This window comes from Paenibacillus sp. FSL R7-0128 (assembly GCF_038002245.1).
Lineage (GTDB): Bacteria > Bacillota > Bacilli > Paenibacillales > Paenibacillaceae > Paenibacillus_AQ > Paenibacillus_AQ silagei.
This window is the reverse complement of sequence record NZ_JBBOCD010000001.1, coordinates 1,303,580-1,316,047: the sequence shown is the minus strand read 5'-3', so window position 1 is coordinate 1,316,047 and position 12,468 is coordinate 1,303,580. Positions and strand designations below refer to the sequence as shown.

The window sequence follows — 12,468 nt, the reverse complement described above, 5'->3', positions numbered from 1 at the left end:
TCAAGCGCGTAGCGAGAGATTATGAGATCGTTTACAAACTCTACCTATCTGTAGGGTATCCCTATAGGTGTCGCTTATGTCAGACCCACTCTCCATCCAGCGGAACAGCCACGCGGCTCAGTAAGCCCTCCTGTTCAAGGCGTTGCTTCAATAGTTCCCTCGTCACATGGCAGTGGTTAATCGTATCCATATGCACAGCAATTACCGAAGCAGCCGGAGCGGCATGGCATACCTCCACCACATCCTGTTCGTTCATGGTAATGGGGCCTCCGCTCAGGAAGCTGGCACCTCCGGCATTGACTATAATGACCTCCGGTGTCTGCGCCGCTATCACCTGCTGAACCTCTTCGCACCAGATGGTATCTCCCGCCAGGTACAGCACAGGTTCGCCCTCCGCCCGGAAGACGAAGCCGGAGACCTTGCCCATTAATTCCCCGATCTCCCCTGTCCCGTGATGCCCGCCTGTACGTGTCAGGGTCACACCGCCGACGGACACAGAGCCGGTATCCATAATTTCTGTAACACGCCCAAAGCCCTGGGCAGCAATTCGCTCCCCATCACCTTCCTGGCAATACACCGGCAACTCCTTGGACAACTGCTCTACTGCTGCAGCATCCCAGTGATCCTGATGCAGATGCGTGACCAGTACAGCATCCGGCTCCAGCCACTGCTGGACAGGCCCCGGCAGAGGCACCAGTGGATTCCGGCGGTCATCGCCTGAATTCATAATCGGCGGATTCACACCCTGCGCACTCAGCATGGGATCGATCAGAAACGTCGCACCGCCGTATTCCAGCCATAGAGTGGCGTGGCGGATCAGCTTAATTTTCATCATATGCACCTCTTCCCGGATGTCTTACTTAAGATCAATTTCTGATACAATAAGTATAAATCAGGGCAAGAATAGAAGACATTGCGCCGCGAAAGAGATTCTTACGTTCTGCTTTCAGCCGGAAAGGAATTCAAGGAAATGACCTCTTACCTCATCGACAATACCGATTACCGCATCCTCCAGCTCCTTATCGATGATTCCACCTTAAGCCATAAGGATATCGGGGCGATGGTCCATCTGACCGGCCAGGCTGTAGGCGCACGTGTCCGCAGATTGCGGGAGCTTGGCATCATTGAAGGCTACACCATCCGGTGGAACCCGCTGCGGATCGGTCAGAATATTCACGCCTTTATAACGGTTTTTCTCAGCAGCAACAAGGATCATCCGCCTTTTCAGGCTTTTGCGAAGACCCATGAGAGTGTCACCGAGCTGTACCGCATCAGCGGGGAGGGCTGTTACTGGATGCGGGTGCGTACGGTGGATCAGGAGGCGCTGACCGCTTTGTTGGATGAACTGCTGAAGTATGGCAATTACCGGGTCAACCTGGACATGGGCCAGATCAAATAAGGACAAATAAGGATAGGAACTGCCAAGGAGGCCGACATGAGTAACAAAATAGAACCACCCAGAATCACAGATCTCGGGCTACTTATGCCGCAGGATATTCACACCCTTGCTTCCAAAGACGAATTCAGCCGCTGCCTCATCGAAGGAGCGCTCATTGAATATCAGGAGGCTACCCGGGTAGCTTTCGACAAGACCATTTTCAAAAACGTCACCATCACGGAATCCTCGCTGCAGCGCATTGAGCTTACCGATGTGGTCTTCGATCATTGCGACCTGTCCAATGTGGATTTCAGTGATGCCTTCATACACCGGACCGAGTTCAGGGATTGCCGCTTGATCGGCACAGACTTCACCAGAGCACGGTTTCAAAATGTATCCATTACAGCATGTATTGGGGAATTCGCGGTCTTCCGTTTTGCCAACTTCAAAGGGGCTTCCTTCGAGCGCAGCTCGCTGGTCAGCGCGGATTATTACCAATCCACCCTGAAAGACCTGTATTTCTCGGAATGTAATCTGGAGCAGGCCACGCTGGCAGGATGCAAGCTGAAGGGCGTTGACCTGAGCGACTGCGAGTTCACCGGCCTGCTGGTGGATCTCCAGGATCTGGAGGGCTGCATCATCTCTGCGGAGCAGGCGGCTTCTTTTGCCGGACTACTAGGTCTGGTTATCAAAAATTAAGTAGCCGGACCCGCGCCCGCCTCTAACGCAATCAGCTTCAGCTTGCCGGAGCATTTACCGCAGCGGTACCGCCCGGGATCGGCCCGGCGCTTACGCAGATATTCAGTGGCACAGACGATGCATACCAGCTTATACCGGTAAGGCTGCGGCTTACGGGCCTTGGCGCCCGGCAGGGTCTGACAATACCGGCTGCCGCCTACGCGGGCCAGCAGTGTTTTGAAATCAGCATCCCGGTGCATATATCCCCGCTTCGCAAGATGCAGGTGGTAGTGGCAGAGTTCATGCTTGATGATCTTCTCCGTCTCCTCCCGTCCGTACATCGCCAGCTGCTGGGGGTTGATCTCTATATTATGGCTCTTGGTAAAATATCGTCCGCCGGTTGTCGTAAGTCTGCTGTTAAAGCTCGCCGTATGCCGGAAAGGCACGCCAAAGCTCTTCAGTGACACCTGCTCAATCCATTGCTGCAGCTCTTCGTTGCTCATACTGGTCATAGCGCTCCTTCACGGTCCTCTCCACCTGAAATTAGATCACTACTTGAATTGTAACTTGCCCATACGCTACACTGTCAAGAAGGAAGACAAGTCCGGAGGGAGAATGAAAGATGCCTAGAATGCGTTACGTAATTATGCAGCAGGATCAGGAATTGCTATTCGTGGAGATGCCGGAGGAATATGCTTACCAGCTAAGCGCCCTCAATCTTCGCCTGAACAAAGAAATCGACAAGCTGACAGCCGAGAATGTACCCGGACTGCCGCGGGCGGTGGCCGAATGCGAGGCGCTGGAGCTGCTGCGCGAAGAGCATCACTTGGAGTCGGGGCTGGCGTATATTAACCGGCTGGAGCAGGCTTTTGCCTCCATTAAGGAGGAGCATTACCCGCTGATCTCACTATTGACCGAAATCCGGGCGCTCCAGGCCCAGCTCGAACAATGGTATGAAGAGGAAGAAGAACGGGTGCTGTAACGCTGGTTCCGGGCGGCCTTGTGAAATTCGGCTTGGCTACCTGAAACTAACCGTGCACCTTTGGGCGTATTCCCCCATATGCTATCTATACACAGGAAGCATGCAGAGGAGGGGTACCCTTGCCACAATGGCTTCGCCAACAGCTCATGAAGGCCTATTTCAAGAAGGACTGCCGTCAGATTAGACTGCTGAATGAATGCTGGTTCTTTTACCGGAATACCGCCGATTCCCACGAGATGATCCAGAAGAACGTATAACGGTTATGTAACAAAAAGCCGCGATCCCCTGAGGGGCATCGTGGCTTTTTGGCGTGAATCCGGCCAAGTCTGCGCTTGGCAGCCGGCTTATTTAAACATCGGGAATACGTATTTCACCAGGAAAAACAGAACTCCGAAGGTGATTATAATGTAGGCTGCATATTTAATGAACGTGGATGCGACCAGACTGGAATCCGATTTGCGGTGCACCTCTGTCCGTTCAACCTCAACACTTCTGTCCTTGTAATTCGGCTCCATCTTCAATCTCTCCTCTCGGGGGTTAGCTGCATGTCAACCATTAACCCGGGGATTTGGAGCTGAAACAGTAGTATAGAGACGCAGACTGCTTGTAAAATATGACTGTCGTCTTAATCGAAACGGCGGGTGCTTGGCCAGGAGCCCTGCAGCTTGCGGACCAGTACAATCTGTCCCGTATGATAGGCATCATGCAGAATCAGGCTCATTACCTCTTCGCCCGGTGCATGCCCGGAGCCGCCCCATTCATAAGCGCCTTCCTCCAGAGCTACAATAATCTCGCGTAGTGAGGCATGAATGGACTTCAGCTTGTCTACCGCCTGCTTCCAGTCCTCTTCCCCGCTTCCTGTTACAGTGAACGTGGCGTCATTGCTCTCCAGATCAGGCAATTTCTCCATCCCCTTAAGCTTACGCAGCAGACGCTCCTTATAATACGTCAGATGGTTAACGTTCTCCCAGATCGAATTGCCCGCCGCTCCCTCCGGCTTCCAGAGGGCCTGCTCACTGTTCACACCTTCAAGCGCAGCACTCAGCGGCGGTTGCCAATCCTCTACATCCATTACATAATCCCAATTCTCCAATAGAACATCGCTGATTTTGTTTTCCATTTGAATTCCTCCTGTAATTTGTGGGTGTTAATGATTTGGTAACGACTAAACAACCATAATAACAGTTACACGAGCACTTTAACATATTTGCCGGAGTGTATCAAGTAACTAGCATAACTCATTTTTAACTGTTACAATCAAGGGAAAGATCATGCGAAGGGACAGATGAAGCTTGCTGTGGGTAGATTTCATGAACAGCTATTGGCGGAATTGGCGGACTAGTGACCGGAGCAAGGACGAGGACCGGCTCGAAGAACCGGAGTGGCTGGAGCAATGGCTGGTGGAGCAGAAACTGCCGGCGGCAGGCCCTCTCCTCCCGGAGGAGCTGGAGCAACTGAAAGAACTACGCGGCTTGTTGTGGGACGAGCTGCAGCGGCTGGTCGCGGGAGAGTCTCCGTCTACAGAACTGCTTGCGCAGTTAAATACTTACATGGGCAACGGGCCGGTTGTTCGCCGTGTGGTCTGGACGCCCGCAGGTGACGCTGAGATCTCCCTCCAACCGCAGCGTGCGGACTGGGGGCAGATTATGGCGGAGATTGCCGCCTCTTTTGCGGCTGCGCTGCTGGAGAAGGAGCCCTCTCGCTTCCGTATTTGCGGGAATCCTGACTGTCTCTGGGTCTATTACGACGATACCCGCAACCGCTCGAAGCGGTACTGCGATGACAAGCTGTGCGGGAATCTGATGAAGGTGCGGCGGTTCCGGGCACGCAAAAAAGCAGCGGAGGGTGAAGCTCCGGCAGAGTAATCTATACCACAATCCGCTGAGTCAGCGGGGTCAGCGTAGTATTTTTGCCGGAGTGCTTGGCCGTATAGAGGAGATTATCGACTTCTTCGAAGAGCGTTTCTTTGGTGGTGCCTTCGGCATAGCTCTTGAGGCCAATGCTGACGGTCACCGCCCCGTTCTCCATCTCTTCATGTAGCGTCTCCGAGAGCTGGTGGCGTATCCAATCCATGAGCGTATAGGCCTCCTCGAAGCTCTTCTCGAACAGCAACACCGCAAACTCCTCGCCGCCGTAGCGGGCAGCAATGTCTGCCGCAGAGAGATGGTCCTTGATGATCTGTGCGACCCGGGCCAGCACCAGATCCCCCGTACGGTGTCCATATTTATCGTTAATTTGCTTGAAATTATCGATATCCACCAGCGCAAGATGGAACGGGGCACCCTGGCTTCCGTATTCCAGCGCTTTTTCATAGAATTCGTGAAAAGAAATATGGTTATACAGTCCTGTCAGTGCATCGGTGGTAGACAGCTTGCGGATCACCGCGTTCTCGATCATCAGATCCTGCTTGGCCGTTAAGGTAGCTTCCAGATCGCTCGCCAATTCACGCCCGTTAATAATGACAATCCCCGCCACCAGGGTCCCGACTAGCAGGAAGAGCGGAATGGCAACCAGGTCGAAGTCTGTAAGGTAATACTTGAACCAGTAATCCCAGCGGTACAGAATGAAGAACGCAGCCGCTTGGAGGGCAGACGTGAACAAGGTCAGATCCAGCCGAAAAAAAATCGCCGACGCAATAATCGGCAGCAGCATCAACGCCCCGATAATCCGGATATCCATATTCAGATGGATAATCATCATGGCAATAATCGTCCCCGCCACAAACAGCAGCACGAAGGAATACCTCGGTGCCGCAACATCCACCAGCTGCGTCAACCCGACCACCGCACTCATCAGCAGCGTCGGATAAAGCAGCACATCATAGTAGAATTCATGCGCTCCCATGGGATACGGCAAACATACAAAAGACCCCAGCTGGGCCAGGAAATGCAGAGCAATCACCAGCCAATACGTATACAGAAACCGCTTGACCCACTTCGCCTGCCGGTGCGCAGAAGTCTCCGAAGGGCCCATGTAATCTCTCAATCTCAACGCTCTCACCTGTTGCCCCCCGATTAAATTCACACATTAGATGTACACATTTCTCCTATTTTAACATGCCAGGGTCCGGGTCGGATACTCACTTGTGGGATATGTACGGGGGTGGGGGGAGTGATTCCCACACTTCTATTTTCAGCTCAGGAAATATGGGATAATTTATAAATAGCGCTTAGCCGCTCCAATGGATGCGTGGATTCAAAATAGTCTGAAACTAACTTCTTTTTTGTGTATGTACTCCCGTATATTCTCAATGTTCCTTTATAATATAAAGTATATTAAGTACAATGGGGTGTAAAAAGTGAGTATCAATTTTTTTGAGCACAGGGAGATAATTTCTAATAACATGGTGATCTTCTTGCGGTTGAGAGGGATTTCTAAACTGTCTTTATCAAAACAGACAGGGATACCCCGCCTTACCATCGACCAAATCATCAGCGGCGAAACTCCAAGCCCCAAGCAGTACAACTTACAACTCACAAATATTAACCATACCTATGAGTTACCCGAAGACTATTTCATCACTTCTCTCCCTTCAGTTCAACCAACCTATGCTTACTCCAGTATTGGTGATTCGGCGAAAAACCCAGTGGTTAGGGAGCTGTTGGATGGCTTGGATAACATTTTAGATATCTATTCTTTGTACCATTTACATTAAGGGAATGGGTATCAACATTATTCTAATGTGCACTTTAGAAGTGTATTTTTTCATGTAGGAGGACCCCTGTGGAATTTGATAAATATACATTGCACTTTAAACTCGACCAAATTTTAAAAGTTCACAATATCTCAGTACTTAAACTGTCTAATGAGATAGGGCATCGAAGAACTACCATTATGGAATTGGTGCACAACACCAACATGGATAAAAAGAAAATATCCGCAGAGTTGATCATGAAGTTGTGTCTCTATTTTGAAGTTAGTCCTAACGATTTATTTGAGATACGCCTGAAGAAATAGAATAGGATTAAAAAAGCACTGAGTCCTGCGGCTGCGCAGATATTCAGTGCTTTTACTTATGAGTAGGGGCTAACCAGATTCTTGTAAATCAGCTAAACAAAAAGTTGGGACCCAACCGTATACGTTATTATCCGCCTTACAGTAAGTCCATTCGTTTAAGTGCTTTAACCCCCACAATATTTCCCCTTGAGTAACTGTTAGTTCATGCGCAGAATAATCTTCAGTCACTTTTGCAATATCATGGCTATCTGGAGAAGTTAAAATCTGCTTCGGCACCCCTCTTTGCTAGTGGACACTGATTTACAAAAAATCCAATTAGGAAATTGAGTCTCCTTTCGTATTTTTTAAAGTCCCAGGTTGGTATTCGCACATAAAAATGATAAATGAAGTGTGTTTGTGATGTTGTATAAGAGGAGATCCCTCCTATAGAGGATATCCCAAAGATATTTCAATCCACGCAATCATACAGAGTGCGACAATGCGCATTTTCCATAGACCACGAATTCAATCATTTCAATCCACGCAATCAAGTAGAGTACGACAGGTGATAGTAGTGAATGTTATCAGGTAATCCTTATTTCAATCCACGCACTCGTGTAGAGTGCGACGCCGAGGTTGTATCAATACTTTATCTACTGGCATATTTCAATCCACGCACTCGTGTAGAGTGCGACAGCGAAAAAAGTGTAACCCATGCTTTTCCCGCATTAATTCACCATCTGTCCCCTTATTCTAATCTTGAAAAGATATACAACCACCCTTGGCTTTTAAAGACTATCCTCTTATTTATAAACTTTCGACAAATTCTGAGGTGCGAAACCCCCGGAGATTTCATGGGAGCTTGGCATTCGCACCGAGCCCTCTCCTTCTATTTTAACCCATTTGATAGGTTCTGTATAACTATAACTTCTTTCAATTTTGTAGTTTTTTTGTCTTATCCACTGCGTTTTAAATTAAGAGACTATTCGATATACTGGGTAGGAATGTAAGCATCATGAGGGAAGAATCCTCGTAGAACATGGGAAGGAAGTAGACTCGATGAAAAAACTAATAGTAAGGTCCGTAGGTATTGTTGCCCTTTTAAGCTACATAGTGGGGTGTACTGATCCTTCTCATATTCAAACTGCTGAGGCAAAAGCAGCTTCAACCCAGACCCCAAAGCCAGTAGCCAAAGCAGATAACATCAACGCACTAATTCCGGCCGGGTGGCACATTTTAGAGCCTGTCCTGGGAGAGAAGGCCATCGCCAAAGGTGATTTGAATAAAGACGGGATCTCAGATCTCGCAGCGGTCATTGAGAAGGATATGGTTATGGACGAGGCGTCTCCACGGTCACTCTTAATCGCTTTTGGCAGCAAAAACAATACGTATACCCTATCCATCATTGCCAAAAATGTCATTTTGCGATCGGATGAGGGCGGCATCTGGGGCGATCCTTTTGATAGCCTTACCATTAATCGGGGGTCTGTCCTGGTTAGCGATTACGGAGGGAGCAACTGGAGATGGTACAACAAGTATAGATTCAGGTACCAGAATCAGGATTGGTTTTTAATCGGAGCGACAAGCGGAAGCTACTTCACTGGAGCAACCACTATGGATCAAGCGGACGAGGATGATATCAATTTTTTGACCGGACAATTTATAGAGCAGAGAACGGACGAACAAGGAAATACCACAACGAAAAAAGGAACTCGGAAGAAAAAGCCTTTGATCCGCCTAACGGAGTTTAACCCGGAAAACGTGCAATAACCGAGGGACCCTAGCAAAACAAAGCGGACAACGCAGCTTTACTCAGGCGTGGTCCGCTTTATTGTGCTAACCAACCATTTTGCCGCATCCAGAAGGTCCTTCGCGATGTAATCTGGTTCTGCCTGTTCATACCACAGGTGACGGTATTTATCCAAAGACTGCATCCCCCAGCCTGTCTCTACCAGAATTCTTCTGGCTCCCACTGCTGCCGCTGCAAGCATATCAGTCGAACCCACATCGCCAATCACAGCACACCGGGTTAAATCTAATCCATGATCGGTTGCCGCTTGCAGAAGCATCCCAGGTTGCGGTTTGTGGCATACACAGCCGTCTTCAGGCTCATGGGGACATATGTATGCGGCGTCAAATCCGTAACTGTCAAATTCATTCCTAAAGTCTAATTCTGTAGCAAGTCCTTTAGATATATTGTGTTGGTTCGTTAGGGCGATGATTGGGATTTCATGTTTTTTGAATAATTGCAATGCTTCTAGTGAGTATGGAAATAATTCAAAATCCCGGGGGTGGATGAAATGACCGTTCCCGCCCAAGGTCCCATCGCGATCCACAAATACAGCTTGAAGGGTCAAGCGGATTCACCTCTTCTTCCTGAAGAATCCAAAGCCACAACTAAAATCAAAACAACTATTACAAAACCTCTCATGGACATCACCTCGTTAGATACTTCAATTCGCGCACTCACGTAGAGTGCGACTTATTTAATAATGTGTTTGTTCCGCTTTAAGTGATTTCAATCCACGCACTCACGTAGAGTATGACACGTAGCGCCTGAGCTTTATAATCTGCTCGGGTAGATTTCAATCCACGCACTCACGTAGAGTGTGACCAAGTAATATCTGTATATGAATTGATTTTCAAACTTATTTCAATCCACGCACTCACGTAGAGTGCGACAATTGCTGCGGGAACGGATAGCGGTTCTGGCGTAAAGATTTCAATCCACGCACTCACGTAGAGTGCGACGCTTCGGACGTTTGGGAGATCAATTGCGATCCTGGAATTTCAATCCACGCACTCACGTAGAGTGCGACAACGTAACCGGCGGGGACGCGGTATATGCCGCGCTATTTCAATCCACGCACTCACGTAGAGTGCGACGTGACACTACACCAATGCTTGGCAAGAGTTTGAAAATTTCAATCCACGCACTCACGTAGAGTGCGACCTGTGGCCCATAGTGCCTATGTACTCCCTTTATACCATTTCAATCCACGCACTCACGTAGAGTGCGACTCAATTAATTTAAAAACAATATCACCAGCTAAAATTTCAATCCACGCACTCACGTAGAGTGCGACAGACAAGATTTTTGATCATGCAAGCAGTACATGATTTCAATCCACGCACTCACGTAGAGTGCGACAGTTGCCGACTGCTTCAATTTGCGCATGTTTAAAATTTCAATCCACGCACTCACGTAGAGTGCGACGCATCCCAGCAAGCATTCCCGGACCTTTCGATTTTATTTCAATCCACGCACTCACGTAGAGTGCGACAGCACGTACCGTTAAAATCACCCTCCCCTCTAAAATTTCAATCCACGCACTCACGTAGAGTGCGACAGACCAAGATCCACCGTGAAGTTAATGCTGTAATATTTCAATCCACGCACTCACGTAGAGTGCGACTGGCTCCGACAAATAAAACCCCGCCTACCAATAATTTCAATCCACGCACTCACGTAGAGTGCGACAAAACAAACAGGCTGAACGCCGCGGCGGTAAGCGTATTTCAATCCACGCACTCACGTAGAGTGCGACGTAGTCCAGGAGATGTCATTTACCACGTGGAGAAAGATTTCAATCCACGCACTCACGTAGAGTGCGACAGCGAAAAAAAGCATAAACCATGCTTTTCCCGTATTAATTCACTATCTGGCTCCTAAGTCTATTCTTGAAAAGATATAAGACCACCCTTGACTTATCAAGACTACCCTCATATTTATAGACTTTCGACAAATTCTGAGGTGCGAAACTCCCGGGAATTTCATGGGAGCTTGGCATTCGCACCGGATCTCTTTTCTATTTTAATCTATCGTAAGTCATTCTGCATGACGATAAATTAGTGTATATTTAGTAATTCCCACATAATCATTCCGTTCTTTACTCGGTTCGTGTAAAATTCAATTTCTCCAAAACTCTGATAGATGGAATGTTATCGATAAGGCACTCGGCCACAATTTTTTGGACTTTTTTGAAGATAAGGCCATCATTAGAAAAATAATCTCATAATAAGCGTGTAGCAGCCAAAGACAGTAAGAACCAGAGCAGTTAATTTAAATAGGGTCTTTAATTTAAAGAATATCAATATAAATTCACTCCTCATTAAATTTGATTACGAAATGTTATATTCAAAATTTATCCGGATTTTTAATTCTAATGGAGGCTGCTTCTCCGCACTTTTTACAAAATGTATAGATAACCGGGGAGCCAAAAGAAAAAGTTTTACCGATCGGCATCACTCTAGCATCCACTGCATTCACTTCACCTTTTACAAAGGTATTACTTCCACATGCTTTGCAAGTTAAATTCTCTGGATTCGTCATATCTTAACACTCCCACCAAACGTAGTATGTGCCTAGCAGCTCTGTAAGCTGGTTAATCGTAGCGAGACAATCTTGCGAATATTCATCTGAATATTCAGTGATCACAACACCCTGGATGAGCGGCATTGCAAGATAGAGCTTACTCAAAACTGCTGTTTCCACTGGAAAAGATGGCTTTTCCCGCGACACGCGAATTCGCCATGATTCCATGAGCAACTGCTCATACTCTTCCCGTGTGTCTGGATCACTACAAAGCAACTGCTCAATATGTGTATCCGTCATGGCCGGCAACTTTGCTGCTTCAATTTCATCCTTATGTATTACGCGGCCAGCCAGTTTCCTCATGATCGCGTTTACGCCGATGTTAGCCGGGGAAGCTTGCATACGGGCTTCTTCCCATATGAGCTCGGTGACCTGCTTGCCAGCCTCCAGTGTGAACTGGAGACTTCCATTTCTATAGCTCATCGCTTCTAAAAGTTCCCCAGTTGTAATAGTCAGATAACCGCCGACAAATGCACTTCTGACCCAGGAGTCCAGATGATCTGCATGAAGAATTCCGTCCTTGTTCCTCAATAGGCTACGCTTCGAACCATCAATATAGTCCATAACATCAGTTGTACGAATATTCGCACGGGCTAGGATGTCAACGATCTCCTGTGAAAACACGGCCTCCCGCGTCCATTCATGATGATCCACGCCTGGAAGGGATTCTAGTGTATGACTGAAAGGCGCATGTCCGATATCATGCAGCAATGCAGCTGCCCGCAACGTACGATTATCCGGCTCAAAATGCGCTGTAAGCGCAAATACACCTAACGTATGCTGTAAGCGGCTGTAGGTATGGTGGGTATTGATAAAAGAAGCTCCTCCATGCCGAATGTAATGAAGCCGCCGCACCTTTTTGCTTCGGAGCAGTGCTTTTTCTTCATCAGTGAGCTGAATCCTGAGCTTCCATAGAGGTTCATAGATTTCATCTAAAGCACCATCCAGTCTTAACCTAAAGTCCATTCCAAGGTTTCCTCCTGTGTTCTTAAATTCTAGATACGGACCAGTGAATAGTAGACGTATACTGCGCAGTAGATGGGAGAGTCAGCTTTTTAAATGGCGGCAGATCTGAACGAGAAAATAAAGTCATAGACTGCAGCTGTGTTGTTGGACTAA

General features: G+C 48.1%; 16 protein-coding genes and 1 CRISPR repeat array. Of the genes, 8 read left to right on the top strand and 8 right to left on the bottom strand.

Annotated elements, in window-relative coordinates; genetic code table 11:
• Positions 1-79 precede the first annotated feature (79 nt).
• On the bottom strand, positions 80-832 hold the full coding sequence (locus NST26_RS05465; protein ID WP_340958143.1) for an MBL fold metallo-hydrolase: 753 nt from the start codon (positions 830-832) through the stop codon (positions 80-82).
• Between the two features lie 138 nt (positions 833-970).
• Here NST26_RS05465 and NST26_RS05460 point away from each other — a divergent pair, with 138 nt between their 5' ends.
• Together NST26_RS05460 and NST26_RS05455 are read left to right on the top strand one after the other, a co-directional pair.
• Positions 971-1,399 carry an Lrp/AsnC family transcriptional regulator gene (locus NST26_RS05460; protein WP_339254181.1) on the top strand — a complete coding sequence of 143 codons (429 nt, stop codon included), beginning with the start codon at positions 971-973 and terminating at the stop codon, positions 1,397-1,399.
• Positions 1,400-1,435: 36 nt separating this feature from the next.
• Complete coding sequence (locus NST26_RS05455) at positions 1,436-2,077, top strand: pentapeptide repeat-containing protein (protein ID WP_339254179.1); 642 nt, start codon at positions 1,436-1,438, stop codon at positions 2,075-2,077.
• Here NST26_RS05455 and NST26_RS05450 read toward each other — a convergent pair.
• Positions 2,074-2,559: a SprT family protein gene (locus NST26_RS05450; RefSeq protein ID WP_339314774.1), complete on the bottom strand. Its 486-nt coding sequence runs from the start codon at positions 2,557-2,559 to the stop codon at positions 2,074-2,076. The genes NST26_RS05455 and NST26_RS05450 overlap by 4 nt on opposite strands.
• Positions 2,560-2,678: 119 nt before the next feature.
• Between NST26_RS05450 and NST26_RS05445 the strand changes: the two genes are divergently transcribed.
• Both NST26_RS05445 and cmpA read left to right on the top strand, forming a co-directional pair.
• Positions 2,679-3,038 carry a hydrolase/acyltransferase gene (locus NST26_RS05445; protein ID WP_340955518.1) on the top strand — a complete coding sequence of 120 codons (360 nt, stop codon included), beginning with the start codon at positions 2,679-2,681 and terminating at the stop codon, positions 3,036-3,038.
• A 119-nt stretch (positions 3,039-3,157) separates the two neighbouring features.
• A complete protein-coding gene (gene cmpA, locus NST26_RS05440) occupies positions 3,158-3,295 on the top strand; it encodes a cortex morphogenetic protein CmpA (protein WP_143803736.1) in 138 nt (45 codons plus the stop codon).
• 87 nt (positions 3,296-3,382) lie between these two features.
• On the opposite strand, the gene NST26_RS05435 is transcribed toward cmpA, so the two are convergent.
• Positions 3,383-3,553 (bottom strand): hypothetical protein, encoded by a 171-nt coding sequence (locus NST26_RS05435; RefSeq protein WP_200869223.1) that lies wholly within the window; start codon positions 3,551-3,553, stop codon positions 3,383-3,385.
• Between the two features lie 110 nt (positions 3,554-3,663).
• Complete coding sequence (locus NST26_RS05430; RefSeq protein ID WP_339254173.1) at positions 3,664-4,158, bottom strand: DinB family protein; 495 nt, start codon at positions 4,156-4,158, stop codon at positions 3,664-3,666.
• Between the two features lie 172 nt (positions 4,159-4,330).
• Here NST26_RS05430 and NST26_RS05425 point away from each other — a divergent pair, with 172 nt between their 5' ends.
• Positions 4,331-4,903, top strand: coding sequence for a CGNR zinc finger domain-containing protein (locus NST26_RS05425; RefSeq protein ID WP_340955519.1), 573 nt, complete (start codon positions 4,331-4,333; stop codon positions 4,901-4,903).
• Between the two features lies 1 nt (position 4,904).
• Here the strand turns inward: NST26_RS05425 and NST26_RS05420 are convergent, their stop codons facing one another.
• A complete protein-coding gene (locus NST26_RS05420; protein WP_340955522.1) occupies positions 4,905-6,038 on the bottom strand; it encodes a GGDEF domain-containing protein in 1,134 nt (377 codons plus the stop codon).
• 298 nt (positions 6,039-6,336) lie between these two features.
• Here NST26_RS05420 and NST26_RS05415 point away from each other — a divergent pair, with 298 nt between their 5' ends.
• From NST26_RS05415 to NST26_RS05405, 3 genes are all read left to right on the top strand, one after another.
• Positions 6,337-6,693: a hypothetical protein gene (locus tag NST26_RS05415; RefSeq protein ID WP_340955523.1), complete on the top strand. Its 357-nt coding sequence runs from the start codon at positions 6,337-6,339 to the stop codon at positions 6,691-6,693.
• A 68-nt stretch (positions 6,694-6,761) separates the two neighbouring features.
• Entirely contained in the window at positions 6,762-6,995 is a 234-nt protein-coding gene (locus NST26_RS05410) for a helix-turn-helix domain-containing protein (protein WP_209876390.1), read from the top strand.
• A gap of 1,038 nt (positions 6,996-8,033) precedes the next feature.
• On the top strand, positions 8,034-8,744 hold the full coding sequence (locus tag NST26_RS05405; RefSeq protein ID WP_340955525.1) for a hypothetical protein: 711 nt from the start codon (positions 8,034-8,036) through the stop codon (positions 8,742-8,744).
• Between the two features lie 38 nt (positions 8,745-8,782).
• On the opposite strand, the gene NST26_RS05400 is transcribed toward NST26_RS05405, so the two are convergent.
• The 3 genes from NST26_RS05400 to NST26_RS05390 all read right to left on the bottom strand — a co-directional run bounded on the left by NST26_RS05400 (position 8,783) and on the right by NST26_RS05390 (position 12,315).
• Positions 8,783-9,331: an HAD-IIIA family hydrolase gene (locus tag NST26_RS05400; protein WP_340955527.1), complete on the bottom strand. Its 549-nt coding sequence runs from the start codon at positions 9,329-9,331 to the stop codon at positions 8,783-8,785.
• Between the two features lie 93 nt (positions 9,332-9,424).
• Positions 9,425-10,590: direct repeats of the CRISPR family, unit length 32 nt; unit sequence ATTTCAATCCACGCACTCACGTAGAGTGCGAC.
• Positions 10,591-11,112: 522 nt separating this feature from the next.
• Complete coding sequence (locus NST26_RS05395; protein WP_340955528.1) at positions 11,113-11,307, bottom strand: hypothetical protein; 195 nt, start codon at positions 11,305-11,307, stop codon at positions 11,113-11,115.
• Between the two features lie 3 nt (positions 11,308-11,310).
• Positions 11,311-12,315, bottom strand: a complete 1,005-nt coding sequence (locus tag NST26_RS05390; RefSeq protein WP_340955529.1) for an HD domain-containing protein — start codon at positions 12,313-12,315, stop codon at positions 11,311-11,313.
• Between the last annotated feature and the right edge of the window lie 153 nt (positions 12,316-12,468).

Excerpts from the sequence above, each read along its gene's own strand:
- NST26_RS05465 (WP_340958143.1), bottom strand. The coding sequence starts at position 832 with ATGAAAATTAAGCTGATCCGCCACGCCACTCTATGGCTGGAATACGGC.
- NST26_RS05460 (WP_339254181.1), top strand. The coding sequence starts at position 971 with ATGACCTCTTACCTCATCGACAATACCGATTACCGCATCCTCCAGCTC.
- NST26_RS05455 (WP_339254179.1), top strand. The coding sequence starts at position 1,436 with ATGAGTAACAAAATAGAACCACCCAGAATCACAGATCTCGGGCTACTT.
- NST26_RS05450 (WP_339314774.1), bottom strand. The coding sequence starts at position 2,559 with ATGAGCAACGAAGAGCTGCAGCAATGGATTGAGCAGGTGTCACTGAAG.
- NST26_RS05445 (WP_340955518.1), top strand. The coding sequence starts at position 2,679 with ATGCCTAGAATGCGTTACGTAATTATGCAGCAGGATCAGGAATTGCTA.
- NST26_RS05435 (WP_200869223.1), bottom strand. The coding sequence starts at position 3,553 with ATGGAGCCGAATTACAAGGACAGAAGTGTTGAGGTTGAACGGACAGAG.
- NST26_RS05430 (WP_339254173.1), bottom strand. The coding sequence starts at position 4,158 with ATGGAAAACAAAATCAGCGATGTTCTATTGGAGAATTGGGATTATGTA.
- NST26_RS05405 (WP_340955525.1), top strand. The coding sequence starts at position 8,034 with ATGAAAAAACTAATAGTAAGGTCCGTAGGTATTGTTGCCCTTTTAAGC.
- NST26_RS05395 (WP_340955528.1), bottom strand. The coding sequence starts at position 11,307 with ATGACGAATCCAGAGAATTTAACTTGCAAAGCATGTGGAAGTAATACC.
- NST26_RS05390 (WP_340955529.1), bottom strand. The coding sequence starts at position 12,315 with ATGGACTTTAGGTTAAGACTGGATGGTGCTTTAGATGAAATCTATGAA.